This is a genomic window from Prevotella sp. HCN-7019 (assembly GCF_037890215.1).
Taxonomy (GTDB): domain Bacteria; phylum Bacteroidota; class Bacteroidia; order Bacteroidales; family Bacteroidaceae; genus Prevotella.
This window is the reverse complement of record NZ_JBBKBO010000001.1, coordinates 800,960-821,877: the sequence shown is the minus strand read 5'-3', so window position 1 is coordinate 821,877 and position 20,918 is coordinate 800,960. Positions and strand designations below refer to the sequence as shown.

Below are 20,918 nucleotides of genomic sequence, written 5' to 3'. Positions count from 1 at the left end.
GCTGGTGCGGTTTTAACACAATTAACAAAAAACGTATATACAGAAAAAGGGAGACAGGCGCCGGAAACTGTATTCCGGAACGTCTGTCTCCCTTTGGAATTATGCCGTCTTACGCAGGCGGAAAACCATGCGATCAGAACATAAGCATGTTATTTTACAAGCACCTTGCGTACTGTTCCGTCTGACATCTTCTCTATGTTGATACCCTTAACGGCTGTGTTCAGTTTCTGGCCGTTGATGTTGTAGCGTGCTGTAACCTTTACATTTTCAGAAGCATCTACGTTTCCAACGCCTGTAGACTCGTCGCAGTTGAACTTGATAACAATCTGCTCGTTGAGGTCACCAGCGGCGTTCTTTACGATTCCGGCAGGAATGACAACTGTGTATTCCTTGCCTTTCTCGGCCTTGAACGAACATGTGAATCCGTCGTAGTCAGAGCCCCAAAGCACGAGTGTGTTGTTGTTTTTGTCGCTCACTGTGGCGTTCCATCCATTGTCCGGCAGAATCTCAGAACCTCCGGCCAGCGGTCCGTCAAGAAGACTTGCGGCAGGTGTGGCGTTTACAACTGTGACAGGCTCGGCAAATTCAACCTCGAATGACATCGGCATCCAGCCCGGTTCTACCGTAGCTCCTTCGGCAGGAGTTGTGGAAACATGTGTGAATACACCGTTCTCTGTCTCTTCTATTGTGAAGTATGAAGCATAACCGGCGTCACGATAAGATGCGGTGCAGCCTTTCGGAACGTAGAGTGTAGCACCTGATACGCCGTAGAACTGGCTCTCGTATTCCTCATATATCTCTTCGAGTTCGGGCGCAGTAGCTCCAAGACAGTTGAGGGTCTTCAGGGCTGTACAGCCGAGGAATGCACGGTTATACATGAATTTGAGACCGGAAGGAATGGTGACTGTGGTGAGTTTGTCGCATCCTGCAAAAGCGGCACTGTAGAGTTCCTCTGTGCGATCGGGCAGTGTAACCTCTGTGAGCTTTGTAGCCGCGAAAGCCTGTTCGCCTATCATAACGATTGATGACGGCAGATTGATGCTCTCAAGTGCAGACTCGCAGAAAGCGAAACCGTCCACTGCAAGGAATCCTTCGGGAAGTGTGACGCTCTTTATCTCGCTGCCAGAGAAGGCTCCGCCATAAATTCCGATACATGCGGCAGGCAGGGTGAGTTCGTAGAGGCCTTTGGTTGGTGCGGCGTAAAGCACTTTCTTGTCGGCACTGTAAACAACTCCTCCTTCTGCCACGAAGTTCTTGTTGCCTTCCTCAACGGTGAGAGATGTGATGCCACTGTTGGCCGCAAAGTTCACGCCCACGTCCTCAAGCGATGCCGGAAGCTGCAGAGTTGTGAGTGAGGTGCAGCCGAGGAACGCGTCTTCACCGATGTATGTAACACTTGAAGGAATGTCTATTGACGGGAGAGATCTACACTCGCGGAACGCACGGTCGCCGATATAATCGACATCAGCCGCCATCTTCACCGAAGTAAGATTGGCACATCCGTAGAACAGCGCAGTCGGAATGTTCTTAATGCCTTCAGGAAGTTCGATTGTGGTAAACGGACATTTGTAGAACGCCGAAGAACCGATGGTCTTCAGACCACTACCCAACTCCACTGAAGCGAGTGAGTTGCAGGTAAAGAAAGCGCTGGAACCAATCTCCTCAACTGAAGCGGGAATTGTTATGCTTGTCAGTCCAGAAGAGTTGAAAGCATAGTCGCCGATATACTTCAGGTTGGAAGGAAGTGTTATGGAAGTAAGATTTGTTGTAGACTTGAAAGCCGCGCTTTTGATAGATTCAATGCTTTCCGGAAGAGTGATCGACTTGAGGTCGCTCCAATAGAAAGCGTCTTCGCCAATGGCTGTGACATTATATGTGACGCCCTCGTTCTCAACAGTTTCGGGTACCACATAATCATAAACAGGTGCGTCCGACTCATCCTTGCTGTCGGCACCGGACACTTCAACTGTTTGAGCACCTGTCACCGTGTAGGTGAGCAAACCGTTTTTAAAACTTGTCTGTGCATTCAGTGAGGCACTGATAAACACAAGTGACGAAAGTAGAAGTTTTCTCATACGTTTAAATTTTTAAAAGAAACAATGCCCGCCCCACGTTCTAGCAACCTGCATAACCGAAGCGGGAGAAATGCAAAGATAGGCAAAATATGCAAATATTGTATTCACAATGGCGCGATTTTAACGAAAATAATGTAAAAATGCAACAATTTTCCTATCATATAAGCGCAAGGAAGCACAGCATGGAAAAGCACACAAGATAGCAGAGAAAAGATAAACTGATCACACCTTCTGCAAACGCAAGACCAGAACCTCCATACAACATGGCAGAAAGACATATATTTGTTTTCATAAAAAATAATAATAAAACGGCTGATTTGTAGTTCATTCAACATTATTTAATTATCTTTGTCCGATTTTATTTTATTAGATGTTATATTAGATGAACGTAATTACGAAAACAGTATCATTGCCTGATGGAAGAACCATCAGCATTGAGACCGGGAAAGTGGCAAAGCAAACCGACGGATCATGTGTGCTCCGCATGGGTAACACAGTGCTCCTCGCCACTGTTTGTGCCGCAAAAGATGCAGTTCCCGGAACAGACTTCATGCCTCTTCAAGTAGATTACAGAGAGCAGTATGCCGCCGCCGGACGTTTCCCGGGCGGATTCACCAAGCGCGAAGGCAAGGCCGGCGACAACGAGATTCTCACATCACGTCTTGTTGACCGCGTGCTGCGTCCGCTTTTCCCTTCCAACTACCATGCAGAGGTTTATGTGAACGTCATGCTTCTCAGCGCCGACGGCGTTGATCAGCCCGACGCTCTGGCAGGATTTGCAGCATCAGCCGCTCTGGCTTGTTCAGATATTCCTTTTGAATGTCCAATCTCTGAAGTGCGTGTAGCACGTGTTGACGGACAGTATGTTATCAATCCTACATTCGAGCAGATGAAGAGTGCCGACATGGACATCATGGTTGGTGCTTCAGCCAAGAACATCATGATGGTGGAAGGCGAGATGAAAGAAGTGTCGGAACAGGACATGATCGGTGCGCTCAAGGCTGCCATGGACGCCATCAAGCCGATGTGCGAACTGCAGGTGGAACTGTCGAAGGAACTCGGCACCGACGTGAAGCGCGAATACTGCCACGAGGTAAACGACGACGAGTTGCGTGAGGAAGTACGCCGCCAGACATACGACAAATGCTACGCTATTGCCGAAGCAGGCGACCACGACAAGAAGAAACGCGAGGAGGCTTTCTCGCAGATCATCGAGGAATTCACCACTGCATACGACGCCGCACACACAGAACTCACACCTGAAGAACTCGAAGAGAAGCACGGCATGATAAGCCGTTACTACGACGACGTGATGCGCGACTCTATGCGCCGCTGCATCCTCGACGAAGGAAAACGTCTCGACGGACGTAAGACTGATGAGATCCGTCCGATATGGTGCGAGGTTTCACCACTGCCAATGCCTCACGGAAGCTCAATCTTCACACGTGGAGAGACACAGAGCCTCACAACATGTACACTGGGAACAAAACTTGACGAGAAACTCGTTGACGATGTACTCGACCACGGCTACCAGCGCTTCCTGCTGCACTACAACTTCCCGCCGTTCTGTACTGGCGAGGCAAAGGCACAGCGCGGAGTAGGACGTCGTGAGATAGGTCACGGCCATCTGGCATGGCGCGGACTTAAGGGTCAGATTCCAGAGGACTTCCCTTACACAGTGCGCCTCGTTTCGCAGATACTCGAGAGCAACGGTTCTTCATCTATGGCTACCGTATGCGCAGGTACTCTTGCACTGATGGATGCCGGTGTTCCAATGAAGAAACCGGTTAGCGGAATTGCAATGGGACTTATCAAAAACCCGGGTGAAGATAAGTATGCCGTACTGAGTGATATCCTCGGCGATGAGGACCACCTCGGCGATATGGACTTCAAGACAACCGGAACAAAGGACGGTCTGACTGCAACACAAATGGATATCAAGTGCGACGGACTGAGCTTCGAGATTCTGGAGAAGGCTCTCATGCAGGCAAAGGCCGGCCGTGAATACATCCTCAACAAACTCACTGAGACAATAGCAGTACCGAGGGCAGAACTGAAACCGCAGGTTCCGCGTATCGTACAGATAGAGATACCGAAGGAATTCATCGGCGCTGTGATAGGCCCGGGCGGTAAGATCATCCAGCAGATACAGGAAGATACCGGTGCCATCATAACAATAGATGAAGTGGACGGTGTAGGCAAAGTACAGGTGAGCGCTGCAAACAAAGACTGCATCGACGCTGCAATGAGCAAGATAAAGGCTATTGTTGCAATACCTGAAGTAGGTGAAATCTACGACGGTACAGTACGTTCGATAATGCCTTACGGATGCTTCGTTGAAATAATGCCGGGCAAGGACGGACTGCTCCACATATCTGAAATAGACTGGAAACGCCTCGAAACAGTTGAGGACGCCGGAATAAAGGAGGGCGACAAGATAAAAGTGAAACTGATGGAAATCGACCCGAAGACCGGTAAGTACAAACTCTCTCACCGCGTACTCATTCCGAAACCGGAAGGATATGCTGAGCATGAGCGTCGTCCGAGACCTGAGCGTGGCGAGCGTCGCCCAAGACCGGGACGCGAGAACGGTGAACGCAGAGGACAGCGCCGCTTCGAACACAAGCCGACAGAAGGAAACGACAAACACGAACCGAAACCGTTTAATGACAGTCTTGATCACAACAGTGACATAGACTGAAAAAACATATGACTAAAAAATCCCTGCACAGGCACGTACTTGTGCGGGGATTTTCATTCACAAAAACAGATCCGAAAAAGAACAATCCTTTTATTTTTACCATAAAATTAAAACCCGGACTTATTACATGAAAAAAAACTTTATCGCACTTATGGCTATTGCCATGTGCCTTACGGTGTGCAACAGGATCGGAGCACAGACAAAAGAACCCGTTGATTATGTGAACCCTTACATCGGAAACATCAGTCATCTGCTCGTACCTACATTCGCCACGGTACAACTTCCGAACAGTATGCTGAGAGTCTATCCGGCAAGAGCCGACTACACATCAGAACACGTGAACGGACTGCCGGTAATTGTAACAAACCATCGCGAGCGTTCAGCATTCAGCATCAGCCCAAGCCAAAGAGAGACACTGCATCCGGTGGTATCGGTGAACTACGACAATGAGCGCATAACACCGTATTCGTTCGACATCGAACTCGACGACAACACAATGAGAGCACGCTATGCCGTGGATAGACAGAGTGCCGTATACGAGCTTAACTTCTACAAAAAAGACAAACCGGTATATGTCATTGTCAACTCAGCCAACGGCATGATAAAAATAGGAAAGAACTACGTGAGCGGATATCAGCAGCTCAACGAAAGAACAAAAGTATACATATATTTAGAAACAGAAACAACACCTACATCCACAGGAATACTCGCAGCCGACGGATTTGACGGCAGAACATCTATGGCACAGGGCGAGAATGCCTGCGCGGTGTTAAGATATAAAGACGGAACACAGAAGGTAAGACTGCGCTACGGCGTATCTTTCATCAGCGAAGACCAGGCCCGCAAGAACCTGATGCGCGAACAGGACAGCTACGATGTGGACAAGGTCGCTGCAAGAGGACGCAAGATATGGAACGACGCATTGTCTAAGATCAAAGTCACAGGAGGAAGCGAAGACCAGAAAACAGTACTTTACACATCGTATTACCGCACATTCGAACGTCCGGTATGCCTAAGCGAGGACGGCCGTTACTTCAGCGCGTACGACGGTCAGGTGCATGAGGACGGCGGAATACCGTTCTACACAGATGACTGGATCTGGGATACATACCGCGCCGCACATCCGTTGCGCACACTCATTGAGCCGAAAAAGCAGAGCCATATAATAGAATCTTACCTGCGTATGGCCGAACAGATGGGCACAGAATGGATGCCTACCTTCCCGGAAATAACAGGTGATTCAAGACGAATGAACTCCAACCACGGTGTGGCAATGGTGGCCGACGCTCTCTTTAAAGGAGTGAAGGTAGATGCAAACCGTGCATTCGAATACTGTAGAAAAGGAATTGAGGAAAAGACCCTCGCTCCATGGTCGGGCAACAAGGCCGGATGGATAGACGATTTTTACAAACAGAACGGATATATCCCGGCACTGCGTGAAGGCGAAAAGGAGACAGACCCGAATGTATCAGGATTTGAAAAGAGACAGCCGGTGGCCGTTACACTTGGTACAGCATACGACATGTGGTGTCTGTCACGCATAGCCGAATTCATGGGTGACACCGAAAAGGCAAACCACTACGCACAACTCGGACGCAACTACCGCACCATATTCAACAGCAAGACAAGTTTCTTCCATCCGAAAGACAAGGACGGAAACTTCCTGGAACCGTTCGACTACCGTTTCTCTGGCGGTCTGGGAGCACGCGACGCATACGACGAGAACAACGGATGGACCTACCGCTGGGATGTACAGCACAACATGGCGGATCTCATAAACCTCATGGGTGGACGCGACAACTTTGCAAGAAATCTCGACCAGACATTCGCAGAACCGATGGGAAGAGGCAAACGTGAGTTCTACGAGCAACTGCCCGACCAGACAGGAAACATCGGACAGTTTACCATGGCAAACGAACCGTCACTGCACATTCCTTATTTATATAACTACGCAGGACAGCCGTGGAAAACCCAGAAACGCGTAAGACAAGTGCTCAAGACATGGTTCCGCAACGACGTCATGGGTATTCCTGGCGACGAGGACGGCGGCGGTCTGACTTCATTTGTTGTTTTCTCTTCGATAGGATTCTATCCTGTAACACCCGGATTCCCGTCATACAACATCGGAAGTCCGCTGTTCAACAACGTGAAGGTGACACTGCCTAACGGCAAGATATTCGAAATAGAAGCCAAGAACTGTTCTGACGAGAACAAATACATACAGAGTGCTACTCTCAACGGCAAGACATGGAACAAGCCATGGTTCAGCCATGACGATATAAAGAACGGCGGTAAGCTCGTCCTGGTCATGGGACGTCATCCGAACAAAGCATGGGGCGCTGACAAGAAAGCCGCTCCCCCATCGGCCGACATAGAGAAATAAAGAATACTGAAAAGAATCCCGTAGCAGATGAATCACCCGCTGATACTTGACAAAACACAAATTTTGAACATACAACATTCATCGTACGGGACATTCATAAGCATTTTCATGCTGCTGCAAAGCAGGCAATACGCATGAATCACTCTTAATATCCGGCAGCCGGAAACGGATACCCAAACCGAAGAAAAACATAACATCCCGTCTTCGGCTGCCGGATATCCACTGAATGAAAATTCAGTTGCATAACCTAACTTATTACTTGTTTATTTTCAAAAAACAAAAACATGAAGAAATCTACAACATTAATCGGAATGCTGTTGGCAGTGTCTGCCGTACAGGCACAGACAAACCTGCCCAACAGTGCTACAAGACAAGAATGGGGAGCGCACAATTCCAATGCCGTCGCCATTGATGTGAACAACGACGGAATGCGCGACCTTGTGGTTGCCGGAATAGGTACATACACAACAAACAATGCCGGCGGACAAAGCTGGGAAAAAACAAGAATGACGCACGTACTGACCATCGATCCGGAGAAAAGATACAGATGGTTCGTAGTAGGAAACACTTACAACGATCTGTCATATTTCAACGATGGCATAAGCATCAACGTGGCAGACAGACCTTCCATCTCCGCGTGCGACATGAATCAGGACGGAATAATGGATATAGTGGCTTTCGAGACATCCGGAAGAGCCTATAACGAAGAGCCATATGTCGATAACATCAGCCGCGAAGGAATATTCCTCGGCAACGGCGACGGAACTTTTGTACAGTTCGAGCCACAATTCGTCAACTCTGAAGGCAACCCTGTGGAGTTCGACATGCGCATGATTCTTTCGGGAGATGTGGCCGATTTCAATAACGACGGTCTGCCCGACATCGTCGGCATAGGCTATCAGACAAACAAGAGCAATGATCCGACAACATACACAGACGCCAATGTCATACTGCTGAACAGAGGCGGAGGAGTATTCGAAGTATCCTATTTCCTCACAGATCCTTATGTACTTGAATACGGACAGGACGGCAAGAAGTATCACTTCGAATGCGGACAGGTTCTTGCTTACGACTTCAACAACGACGGATATGTGGATTTCTTCGTCAACTCAAACTCCAACGACCGTGACGAACTTGGAACAACCGACGGCGACAACACTCATTTCACTGATCTGTTCCTCAACGATCCGGAGCATCCGGGACAGTTCCGCAGACAGTATGTGACCGACGGCGACATCCCGGCTATGTCCGAAGGAGCCATCGCTGTGGCCGACTTCAACAACGACGGAACACCTGACATATTCCTCTCCGGATGGAGCGGCAACGGACGCGGAAAATATGTTTACGGTGTATATACCGCCACAATAGCCGACAACGGAACCGTAAGCTACACATCAAAGGGCACATCAGGTCTGTCAGAAATGCGCGGACAGAACAGCACCAACCGCCAGTACGGCGTAATGGACTGGGACGGCGACGGCAATTTCGACATCTTCAACCTTGGCTGGTCAACACGACTCAGCACACAGACATGCTTCATCGGCATAGGCGACGGCAACGCTTCGTTCAAAGAAAACTTCCGTCTTGGTGGCGGTTCTGAAGGATGCGTGGTATTCGTTGACTACAATGGTGACGGTGTGAACGACTACGTGACACTCTCACAGACCTCTGACGGTTCGTTCTATCCCGGCATCGACGGTCTGACAAACATCTTCTCTACCACCAGAAACACAAATACAACCGTCATAACACCTCAGAAACCCGAGAACCTGAAAGCTGAGACAGTGGACGGAAAACTCGTTCTGACATGGGATATGCCCGAAGGTGCCAAAGGCAACGAGACTTTCGAATATTATGTCATGAATGCAGACGGAAAGGTGATAGCCGGTGGAAACTCGTTCATAGGAGGCGAAAAAGACGGTCTGCGCAAGGTAAACCAGCCGGGAAACGCATACAATGCCCGCAAGGTGACACTGAATGTTCCGGACGGAAGCTATACTGTAGGCGTGCAGACAGTGAATGCCTCATACAACGGTTCTGCATTCAGCACTGTCAGTGTAGAGGTGACAGGCAGCACAGCAAGTGTACCGGAAGAAATGGTTAAGCCTGAAGTTCCGGAGAAGAGCACCGATACATACAGCAATCCGGTGATAAACGTCAGCGTGCCCGACCCGACTGTGATACGTGCCGAAGACGGTAACTACTATCTTTATGGTACAGAGGACACACGCAACACACCGATATACAAATCAAAGAATCTTGTTAACTGGGATTTCATCGGAACTGCATTCACAGAATCCACACGTCCTTCGATGGTACCTAACGGCGGTCTTTGGGCACCCGACATCAACAAGATAGGCGACAAATATGTGCTCTACTTCTCCAAATCTGAATGGGGCAAGGAATGGGAATGCGGTATCGGATGCGCCGTTGCCGACAGTCCGGAAGGTCCGTTCCTCAACGCCAAGAAACTGTTCCTGAGCAACGAGATAGGCGTTCAGAACAGTATTGACCCGTTCTACATTGAAGACAACGGTCGCAAATACCTCTTCTGGGGCTCGTTCCGCGGCATATATGCCATAGAACTTTCCGACGATGGACTGTCCGTTAAGGAAGGAGCTGAGAAAGTGAAGATAGCAGGTACACTCACAGAAGGCACTTACATCATCAAGCGTGACGGCTATTACTATCTCTTCGGATCGGCAGGTTCCTGCTGCGAGGGAGGCAACAGTACATACCATGTAATGGTGGCACGCTCTGAGAATCTGATGGGTCCGTATGTCAACAAAGTAGGCGAACGCGCACTCGACAATCAGTTCTCCAACCTGCTCTACCGCAGTCCTGACGTTGTAGGTCCGGGACATAACTCCGAACTCGTACTCGACGATGCAGGCCAGTACTGGATGCTGTATCACGGCTATGATGCCAAAGACACTGGTTCTGGCCGAAAAGTATTCCTCGACAAGGTGACATGGGACAAGGACGGATGGCCTGTAATAGAAAACCTGCGTCCTTCTGTCACTGCAGAACGTCCTATAATAAAGACATCCACCGACATCAAGGATACAGAGAGTGCTGCCGGAAACAAGAACATGACCGTGAACCCGCGCAGAGTACACGACAAGTTCACCATCACAACAAACGACAGCGGAAAATTCAAATGGCAGCTCGTGACTGTTCATGGTGAGAAGATGAAATCAGGAAAGGGTGAAGGCAGCGTCGAGGTTGACGTATTCGATGTTCCTGACGGACTCTACATCGTGAATGTACGCAGCAAGTCTGGATCGTCCAGCGAGAAGATCATCAAATACTAAGGCCATAGCCCGCGCAAGCGGAAATCATTCAATATGGGGACGCGCCGTAATGGTGCGTCCCTTTTTTGTGGCATATCACGCTTCTGCACAATACTGCACCGGAAACACATTTCTTCCCAATACGACGTATGTATTCACATTGCGCCCGGACTCTTCAGACATTCCGTGAGCATGGTTTTATTCATGAAGTATCACAGAACGAAGAAAAGTTCCGGACAACGCGGAGCGGTATAAACCGTAAAGCAAATCTCTTCACGTATCAATAAATTCACGCTGCCACTAACGGTCTGTCATCAACTCCGGTGAGGCACATGCTTCCCGTGCGTCGCTTCACACACAATATCGGCTCTTTTCAAGAAAACCCGGGCGACGGACTTACAGATTTTCTTGACTTTTTTTTGACAAAATATTTTCGCAAAAGAGATGTAAAGAATTGTTAAATACAACACTCCGAAGGCCCATTCGGGCTTTACAGCCATGACGTATATACCATAGCGCCATCCCGTATAATCCGTCTTTCACTCCGATTAAGCCCGTTTCAGCCTACGGTTACGTCTGTTTCAGGGTGTAATATTAAGCATTTCAGCCCCTGATATGTACTTAATCGCATGCTGAAATGGTGCTTATTGCAGGACTTGAAAATATATCCTGAAGATAAATTATTGATGTTCAATATTTTAAGCATAGCTCTTATTTTTCGCGAATTTGCGTCCGAAGGAGAGTCTGTCCGCAAATACTCGCTTATTTTTTGGGGTAGAACTGAAAACTCCGACGGAAAAACCGCAGGACACTGAAAATTCGTAACTGTCCCCGATGGCTTCATTTTCAGCCGCAAGCAACAACACATGTACGCGACTGATGCCGGCGCTTTATTGACAACTATCACCGTTGATTTCCTGCAAAGCCTGTGTTTGCCCTGTTATTTGATAGAATAAAAACAAAAAAACATGTATCCTGCGACACATCTGTTGAATTTTATTGTACCTTTGTGGATATGTTACAGGCAGGTCTATCCTGCATCTGCAAACGCTTATTCAGCCCCTGCCTTTACACAAAAACCTAAAAATCCTGTCATAAGAAAAAACAATCAAACCATTCTACCTGATATGAAAAAACAAATATTACTGACAATGTGCCTGTCGGTAGCCACTATGTTGAGCACGACGGCCCAGACTCTGAAACTGAAGGAAGCCCGATTCCATAAAGGCGACAATATGGAATGGAAAAACAGTTCGTTCGACGACAGCGGCTGGCAGTCGATGTCCATACTCAAACCATGGAACGAACAGGGCACACAGAATCCCAACAACTATGCATGGTACCGCATACGCTTCACCATGCCGCAGTCTATGCTCGACGACTCCGACGTCAAGGAGACCGTGCTGTTCAACATGGGCAAGATAGACGATGCCGACGAGACATACCTCAACGGAGTGCTTATCGGCAAGACCGGACAGACTCCTGCCGACAAGGGCGGATACTCTTCGGCATGGGAAAGCGTACGTACATACTCCGTATCCGCCAAGAACAAAGCCATAAAATGGGACGGTGAGAATGTGCTTGCCGTAAGAGTGTATAACGGCAACGATCCCGGTGGCATGTTTGGAAGCGGTGTCAGCATCAGCGTGCCCAACCGCATAGACGGCATGAAGACTGTTTTCGCACAGAAATCGCTCGGCGACAATCCGGTATGCACCGCCACACTTAAAAACACAAACCGCTCTACCGCCAAAATCATTCTCGACATCGACGTCACCGATACCGAAAACGGAGAGAGCCTGCAGCACATAAACAAGAAACTGTCTGTCAAGGGCAACGGCACAAAATCGTTCGACCTGGCATACAGCAAAGGCAAATGTGTACAGATAAAAGTGACATGCACTGACGCCGTGACCGGCAAGAAGAACGTAACCACGTACATTCCGAAATACATTCTCACACCGGCCGCTCCGGCCACACCGCGCTACAACGGTCCGCTGGTCTATGGTGTGCGTCCCGGTTCACCCGTCATCTTCCGCATACCGATGTCAGGCGAGCGCCCGATGAAGTTCTCCGTCACACATCTCCCGGAAGGTCTGACGCTCGATGCTGCAAATGGTGTCATAAGCGGAAGCATCAAAGACCGCGGCGACTACGAGATGACCATCATCGGCGAGAACGCCAAAGGCAAGACCGAACAGAAATTCACAATAAAGGTGGGCGACAAGATTGCGCTCACACCACCTATGGGTTGGAACAGCTGGAACTGCTGGGGCCTCAGCGTATCGCAGGAGAAAGTTATGTCGTCGGCGCGTGCCCTCATCGAAAAAGGACTGGCCGACTACGGCTACAGCTACATCAATGTTGACGACGCATGGGAAGCTCCCGAGCGCAACGCAGACGGTACCATCGCCGTGAACGACAAGTTCCCCGACATGAAAGGTCTGGGCGACTGGCTCCACTCCAACGGTCTGAAATTCGGAATCTACTCTTCACCGGGCGACCGCACCTGCGGCAACTATCTTGGTTCGCTCGGTCATGAGGAACAGGACGCCAAGACATACAACAGTTGGGGCGTGGACTATCTGAAATATGACTGGTGCGGCTACTCACGCGAGTTCGAAAAATCAAGCGACCGCAGCGTGGCTGCCTACGTAAGACCATATCTCCACATGCAGAAATATCTGCGCGAACAGCCGCGCGACATCTTCTACAGCCTCTGTCAGTACGGTATGGCCGACGTGTGGAAGTGGGGACACGCCGTTGACGCCAACTCATGGCGCACCACAGGCGACATCACCGACACTTGGGAATCGCTCTACGACATAGGGTTCGTGAGACAAGCCGAACTCTATCCTTACGCCGAACCCGGCTGCTGGAACGATCCCGACATGCTCATCGTAGGCATGGTGGGCTGGAGTGCCAACCTGCGTGAGACACGCCTCACCACCGAAGAGCAGTACAGCCACATCTCCCTGTGGTCGCTCCTTGCCTCAAACATGCTCATAGGCTGCGACATATCACGCATCGATGACTTCACTTTCGGACTGCTCTGCAACAACGAAGTGAACGCCGTCAACCAGGATATCCTCGGCCGCCAGGCCAAGCGCGAGATCGTAGATGGCGACATACAGATATGGAAACGCCCGCTGGCAGACGGCAGCTATGCTGTAGGTATATTCAACGTGGGCAGCGAAAATGCTACCGTTGACTTCGCATCCTACTTCGACAAACTCGGTATCAGCCGTCTGAGCTACGCCCGCGACCTGTGGCGTCAGAAGGACATCAGCACCACAGACACACGCTACTTCATCCCGACACACGGCGTGAAGTTCATCAAAATAAGATATTGAGCCACAGCGCCCGATACCGATAAAACTGCAAAGGGCAGGCCCGCGGGCCTGCCCTTTGTCCGTATAAGCAAAAAATATCTGTGGAAGCGCCTTATATACGAAAAAATTTGTTAAGTTTGCAGACAGAAAATGAAAACAACACACAGTATATGAAGATAAACAATCGCTACAGCCACATCACTTTTGCTGCAATCGTCGCCATGCTCATGGCCGTATCGTCATGCAACGAAAGAAAATTCCAGATAACAGGAAACATCACCGATGCCAAGGACTCCATACTCTATCTTGAGCACATGAGCCTCAACGGTCCTGTCACATCCGACTCGGTGAAACTGGCCGAGGACGGTTCGTTCTCATTCAGCGGAAAAGACATGGGCACGCCGGAGTTCTACCGTCTGCGCATCGCTGGACAGATAATCAACATCGCAGTCGACTCCACCGAGACCATAGAAGTGAAGGCTGCCTATCCTTCGATGGCCTCCGCATATGAAGTAAAGGGTTCTTACGACTGCTCCAAGATAAAGGAACTCACGCTCATGCAGATGCAACTCCAGCGCAACATCAACGACATTGTGGCCGATCCGGCGCTCAACGTACAGGCCGTAAGCGACAGCATAAACAAGATTGTGACCGTATATAAGGACAAAGTGAAGAGCGAATACATCTTCAAGGAGCCGATGAAGGCATACGCTTACTTCGCACTTTTCCAGACAATCAACATGGGCTACCAGACAATGCTCATCTTCAACCCGCGCAGCAGCGAGGACGACGTGAAGGTGTTCGCCGCCGTAGCCACAAGCTGGGACACTTTCTATCCTGAAGCCGAACGCGGAGCCAATCTCCACAACATAGCCATCGAGGGCATGAAGAACGTGCGCATAGTAAAGAGCGAGCAGGCCAAGACAATCGATCCAAAGGTCATCGACACATCAGGCATCATCGATATAGTGCTCAAGGACAACCAGGGCAACGTGCGTCGTCTGTCCGATCTCAAGGGAAAAGTGGTGTTGCTCGACTTCCATCTCTTCTCAGGCGACGGCTCTGCGAACCGCATCATGATGCTGCGCGACATATACAACAAGTATCACAGCCGCGGACTTGAGATATACCAGGTGTCAGTCGACACCGACGAACACTTCTGGAAGACCAAGACTGCAGCCCTGCCGTGGATCAGCGTACGTGTTGGCGACCGCGACGCCAAGGTGCTCAACACCTACAACGTACAGGCTGTACCCACATTCTTCCTTCTCAACAAGAACGTGAACGTAGTGAAACGCGACGCTCAGATAAAGGACATCAACGCCGAGATAGAGGCTCTTCTCTGATACGGCACACAGCGGCAGCATGCCGACATATACAAACAGCAGGGGGCTGAGACCATCGGTGTCTCAGCCCCCTGCCGCGTTATGCTCCTTCAGGAACGCCGGTTGCAGCTCCGTCAGAAGCTGCGCAGCCACGCTCTAAGGTCGAGCATCATCTCCACATGATATTTGAAGCTGCTCTGCAATCCGTATCCGTGACCGCCCGAAGGATACACATAGAGCGCTGCCGGCACGTCGTAGCGGAACAGTTCGCTGTAATAGTTCACACCGTTGGACGGCTGCACCACATCATCGTCGTCGCTCAATATGATACATGCACGTGGAGTTGTACGCGTCACATGCATATCGCTGCAGTACATACGCTCCGTCTTTTTCTTCACATCAGTGCCCAGCAGATTGTCGCGCGAGCCCTGATGGGCGTAGCCCTGCATCATTGTTATGACCGGATAGAACAATATCTGGAAGTCAGGCAAAGCGTCGCCGGTGGAGTGTGTGGCTATGGTCGAGGCAAGATGCCCTCCGGCCGAGAATCCCATTATGCCCACGTCTGTCGGGTCTATCTTCCACTGGGCAGCATTGCGGCGCACCATCTTCATCGCCTCCTCGGCATCGCTGACCGGTACATCGGGATTGCCGTGCGGCATACGGTATTTCAGCACGATGGCCGCTATGCCCATATCGTTGAAGAAAGGTCCCCAGTCGTAGCCTTCATGTCCAAGCGCCAGATGCTCGTATCCACCTCCGGGACATATCACCACCGCACGGCCTGTGGCCGTCTTCGCATCGGGCAGAAACACTCTCACACGTGCCGTGTCGGCCTTATCCTCGCTTTCCACACGCGCCTTGCCCTGCCACAAGTCCATGTCAAACACTCTCTGGGCCGGCGCGGCAAGCCATGCGGCCGACAATGCCAACGCCAATACCATAAATCTCAATCTCATACTGTCTTGATAAATATTAAAACCTTTTACTTGCAAAGATAACTTTTTTTTCATAATATTGCAGAACAATAGGGCGACTAAAGGCCGTCCGAAACAAAAAACAACATTAAAACCTAACAGTTCATCATCATGCAGATAACGGAGAAATTCGTTTTCTGTCCGATATGCGGCAGCAGCCACTTCAAGACAGAAAGCGAGAAAAGCAAGAAATGCGACAACTGCGGATTCGAATATTTTGTAAATCCGGCTTCTTCCAACGTAGCTTTCATTCTCGACGACAACGGCCGACTGCTCGTTGAGCGCCGCCTCAGAGAGCCAGCCAAGGGCACACTTGATCTGCCAGGAGGATTCGCCGATGCCGAAGAGACCGCCGAAGAGGGCGTGATACGCGAAGTGAAGGAGGAGACGGGCCTCGACATCAGCAAGGCGCAATATCTGTTCAGTCTGCCCAACACCTACCGTTACAGCGGCATCGACATACCTACGCTCGACCTATTCTTCCTCTGCAAGGCCGATGACACCACCATGCTCCGTGCCGGCGACGACGCCGCCGAATGTTTCTGGTGCGACATCGACGACATACACACCGAACTGTTCGGACTGAGTTCCATCCGCCATGGACTGTCATTGTTCATCGACATGCTGAAGAACGGGCAGCTGCCATAACCTGTGCGCCGCCCGCCACACAATCCGAAAAACCTATAAAAACCATACACTATGACCAAAAACTTACTACGCATTATGGCGGTTGTCATGACAGCAATGGCATCTGCCAGCACGGCAACGGCCGACAACTGGATAACTCCGCTGGCCGACAACATCTACGTGAGCGACATGTCCATACCGGGAACCCACGACTCGGCAACCGGCGAGGGATTCGAAGGAATACTCGGAGGCTTGGGAAAGAGCATGGCACAGACACAGGATCTCACCATCAGTCAACAGTGGGACTGCGGCATACGTGCATTCGATCTGCGCCCGACAGTGGAAAACAGCAGCGACGGAACCTATCTGCACATATACCACGGCATCATAAAGACTGCCATGACCTTCGACAAAGCCCTGCTCACCCTGCGCGACAAACTGAAGGAGAACCCCGGTGAGTTCGCCATAGTGATAATGCGCCACGAGAGCGACGCCAACAGCAACATACAGGACCAGTGGCCGGCGCTCATGGACAAGTATCTCCACTCGGAAGCTCTGGCCGGATATCTCATCGACTTCCGCCCGGGTCTCACCATCGGTGACATGAGAGGAAAGATTCTTGTGATGAGCCGCGACACCTACGACAACGGTCCTCACGGAGCATACATCACTTCGTGGAGCCACAGCAACGAATACAAGGACCAGACCAAAGCCGTCATAAGCGGTCCTGACGGCAGCAGCGAGCGCGCCCTCGTGCAGGACTTCTACGACTGCACCGCCAGCGACGGCATTGACAAGAAGATAAACTCAATGCTCTACATGCTCAATATAAGAATGGCGGCCACATCCACACGCTGGTGCATCAACCATGCCTCGGGTTACACAAAGAACGCCAGCTCCGACGGCTACCGCGACAATGCGGTCAAGACAAGCGAGGCACTGCTCGGCGTTCTCAACTCGTCCGACACCGAACCTGGTGCCACAGGCATCATCATGATGGACTATGCCGGAACAGACAAATCGGGATCATACAACGTGAAAGGACTCGAACTGACGAATGCCATAATAGCGCAGAACTCGCGATACACCCACCTTACCACCGGCATCACCGACAATACTACGGCCGACTCCAAGGTGAGCGTGAACCATAAGACCATAAGCTCGGAAACACCGATGACCGTCTATCAGACAGACGGAACGATGGTGGCACACAACGTGACCAGCGCCGACATGCCGACCGAAGGCATATTCATCGTGAAGAACGCGGGAGAGAGCATGAAGGTAATGGTGAGATGAGACTTGCCACGGCATGCCAAATGTTAAATTTTAACTTAAACAGCAGGCAGATTTTTTCTCCACCGCGACAGACGAAAGAGAATTCTGAGAGACCGGAAACATAACGCTGAAGGCGGAAAAGACGGCAACAAGGCCGGTACTTTTCCGCCTTCAGTGCGTCATAAAGCCTGTTTCATCCCTCGACCAAGGCCATATCGAAGCGTCATCCGTGCTATATCAGCATGCGAAACAGGCTAAACTGAACTGCGAAACAGACTTTTTCAGAACACAAGAAAAAGCATACCTGGCAAACAACTCAACTATATCATTGATTCTAAGCATATTATATAAACTCTTTATTTCTGAGTTATTCGCGAGCAAGTCAATCTCCGTTCGCGTACAGACGATTCTCGCGAGGTTATTTTTAACACTCGTCACTTTATTAATTCATCATTCTCGCATATCCATTCACCCCACTACTCCCCCCCGTCCAGCGTCCACATGCCACGACCAACATCTCGCCACACCGCTCTCCTAACGGTAGCACAATGTGTATCACATCTCCTTCAAGCCTCCCTACCACTAGCCCATGCAACCATAAAAACCGACATAAACAACACGGAAGCATCATTTTTTTCGAAAAATATTTGGTAGTTTGCGTCAAACTGTGTAACTTTGCAGCCGAAATCCTTACAAACAGGTTTTCTCGGGCTTATAGCTCAGTTGGTTAGAGCAACAGACTCATAATCTGGAGGTCCCTGGTTCAAGCCCAGGTTGGCCCACAAACGACAAATCCGCGAAGATATTTTTCTTTGCGGATTTGTCGTTTTTATCAATTTATTGCATATCTTTGCCGTCGATGAATACGGCACGAAGCTATCTTGTCATACTGTTTATGCTGTGCCTTACGGCATGCCCTACAAAGGCAGCCAACAAGGACGACGCGCTGCTCATGAAGCGCGTGTTTGCCTATGCTTCGGCCATGGACACCATAAAGTTCTCTCCTTCGGAACTATACTCATACATGAAGTTCGACATAAGGACACGCCGGCGCAACGCAATACTGATGGCTGTGCCCTCAATGTACGCCGTGGCGCACGGCGGCAAACGAGAATATGTGGGCGAAAGCTATGCCAAAATGGTGTTCAGAAGCATGAACGACATGGACGTGACCAACATACTCTCACGCTCAACCATACCGAGAAGCAAGAAGATAATGCCCACGATGCTCAAATATCTCATACCCGATATCTACGGCGAACTGCTTATCGACAAAAACATCCTATCGCCTTTCTACCGCCGCAACAGGCGCTACTACCGCTACCGCGTGACACGCCACAACGACGGAACGGCACACATATCGTTCAGTCCGAAGCTTGACAACACGCGTCTGGTGAAAGGAACAGCCACTGTAGACGTGGCCGCAGGACGAATCATAACCATGTATGTCGAAGGCGAATACGACATGGTGAAGTTCAGCATGGACATAAAGATGGGCGAACGCGGCGTGCGGACGCTAATACCAGAGAGGTGCGGACTGACAGCACGGTTCAAGTTCATGGGCAACGACATATCGATGGACTACACGTCTATGCACGGACTGCCGCGACTCATCACCGACTCCGTGACCAACAAGAGCGACACTGCACTGCTCAACCGCATAAGACCGGAGGAACTTTCGCCCCACGAGCTGCGCGTATTTCACGAGCAGGACAGTGCAAGAGCCGCGGCCGCAGCCGACACAACGAAGTATGAGAAGAAGCAGAAACTGACAGAAATACTGTGGGACAACGTGGGCGAGCATCTGCTCGGACGCATAAAGTCGAACTTCGGTACCAACAACCAGGGGTCGGTGCGAATAAATCCACTGCTCAATCCGCTCTACTTCGGATACAGCGGCAATAAGGGTTTCGTATATAAATTCGACGTAAGGGGCAGCTATTATTTCTCAACCAACAGTCTGTTGTCGTTGAGAATGAAGGCCGGATACTCCTTCAAGCAGAAAAGGTTCTACTTCGAATTGCCGGTGAACTACTACTTCAACCGCCGGCGCAACGGCTATATACAGTTGAAAGTGGCCAACGGTAACCGCATATCAAACTCAAGAGTACTCAAAACGGTGAACAACATGTTCGGCGATTCCATCGCCTCCAGCCTGAAGAGTATGACTTATTTCAACGACTTCAACATGAGACTCGTAGCCCACTACGACCTTTCGAAAAAGTTGAGCCTGCAGACAGGTATGATAATGCACCGCCGTTCAGCACTCAACGAAAAGGCTTTCAGCGAGCTGGGTATGCCCGACACATACACATCCGTGGCACCGATGCTCGAAGTAGAATACCGTCCGCTGGGCTTCGGCGGTCCTGTACTGACAGCCAACTACGAACGTAGCATCAAAGGACTGATGGGAGCCAATCTCGACTACGAACGCTACGAGATAGACGGACAGTACATATGGAACATCTCGGCACTGCAGTCGCTGCAGATGAGAGCGGGCACAGGATTCTACACTCACCGCGGAAAGGACCGTTTCTTCCTCGACTACAGCAACTTCCATGAGAACAACCTGCCGGGCGGATGGTATGACGACTGGGCCTGCGACTTCGAACTGCTCAACTCCAACTGGTACAACTCGTCGCAATACTACGTCAGGGCCAACCTCACGTATGAATCTCCGCTGATGATTCTTGCATGGCTTCCGCTGGCCGGACACTTCATAGAGAAAGAACGCATATACGTCAACGCACTCACAGTGAAGGATCTTCACCCTTATATGGAATATGGTTACGGCTTCACCACACGGCTTTTCTCCACCGGCATATTCGTGTCGCAGAAGAACGGCAAGTTCGACGGCATAGGCTTCCGCTTCGGTGTCGAACTGTTCAGACAGTGGTGAGCGGCGGGCGCGACACTCCTGCGCTCCATAC

Annotated in this window: 10 protein-coding genes and 1 tRNA gene; 9 read left to right on the top strand and 2 right to left on the bottom strand. The window is 50.4% G+C overall.

The window, feature by feature from the left end; translation table 11 throughout:
* Positions 1-149: 149 nt before the first annotated feature.
* Complete coding sequence (locus tag WKT13_RS02765; RefSeq protein WP_340322722.1) at positions 150-2,075, bottom strand: leucine-rich repeat domain-containing protein; 1,926 nt, start codon at positions 2,073-2,075, stop codon at positions 150-152.
* Between the two features lie 382 nt (positions 2,076-2,457).
* Here WKT13_RS02765 and pnp point away from each other — a divergent pair, with 382 nt between their 5' ends.
* The 5 genes from pnp to WKT13_RS02740 all read left to right on the top strand — a co-directional run bounded on the left by pnp (position 2,458) and on the right by WKT13_RS02740 (position 15,130).
* Positions 2,458-4,776, top strand: coding sequence for a polyribonucleotide nucleotidyltransferase (gene pnp, locus WKT13_RS02760; RefSeq protein ID WP_340322721.1), 2,319 nt, complete (start codon positions 2,458-2,460; stop codon positions 4,774-4,776).
* A 127-nt stretch (positions 4,777-4,903) separates the two neighbouring features.
* Positions 4,904-7,159 carry a GH92 family glycosyl hydrolase gene (locus WKT13_RS02755; protein WP_340322720.1) on the top strand — a complete coding sequence of 752 codons (2,256 nt, stop codon included), beginning with the start codon at positions 4,904-4,906 and terminating at the stop codon, positions 7,157-7,159.
* A 284-nt stretch (positions 7,160-7,443) separates the two neighbouring features.
* A complete protein-coding gene (locus WKT13_RS02750; protein WP_340322719.1) occupies positions 7,444-10,473 on the top strand; it encodes a family 43 glycosylhydrolase in 3,030 nt (1,009 codons plus the stop codon).
* Positions 10,474-11,579: 1,106 nt separating this feature from the next.
* Positions 11,580-13,805 carry a putative Ig domain-containing protein gene (locus WKT13_RS02745; RefSeq protein WP_340322718.1) on the top strand — a complete coding sequence of 742 codons (2,226 nt, stop codon included), beginning with the start codon at positions 11,580-11,582 and terminating at the stop codon, positions 13,803-13,805.
* Between the two features lie 149 nt (positions 13,806-13,954).
* Positions 13,955-15,130, top strand: coding sequence for a TlpA disulfide reductase family protein (locus tag WKT13_RS02740; protein ID WP_340322717.1), 1,176 nt, complete (start codon positions 13,955-13,957; stop codon positions 15,128-15,130).
* Between the two features lie 113 nt (positions 15,131-15,243).
* On the opposite strand, the gene WKT13_RS02735 is transcribed toward WKT13_RS02740, so the two are convergent.
* Entirely contained in the window at positions 15,244-16,068 is an 825-nt protein-coding gene (locus WKT13_RS02735) for an alpha/beta hydrolase (protein ID WP_340322716.1), read from the bottom strand.
* Between the two features lie 129 nt (positions 16,069-16,197).
* On the opposite strand from WKT13_RS02735, the gene WKT13_RS02730 reads away from it, so the two are divergent.
* From WKT13_RS02730 to WKT13_RS02715, 4 genes are all read left to right on the top strand, one after another.
* Positions 16,198-16,734, top strand: coding sequence for an NUDIX hydrolase (locus WKT13_RS02730; protein ID WP_340322715.1), 537 nt, complete (start codon positions 16,198-16,200; stop codon positions 16,732-16,734).
* A 51-nt stretch (positions 16,735-16,785) separates the two neighbouring features.
* Positions 16,786-18,009, top strand: coding sequence for a hypothetical protein (locus tag WKT13_RS02725; RefSeq protein ID WP_340322714.1), 1,224 nt, complete (start codon positions 16,786-16,788; stop codon positions 18,007-18,009).
* 687 nt (positions 18,010-18,696) lie between these two features.
* Positions 18,697-18,770: transfer RNA gene (locus WKT13_RS02720), tRNA-Ile, on the top strand.
* Positions 18,771-18,847: 77 nt separating this feature from the next.
* Entirely contained in the window at positions 18,848-20,887 is a 2,040-nt protein-coding gene (locus WKT13_RS02715) for a DUF5686 family protein (RefSeq protein ID WP_340322713.1), read from the top strand.
* Positions 20,888-20,918 lie beyond the last annotated feature (31 nt).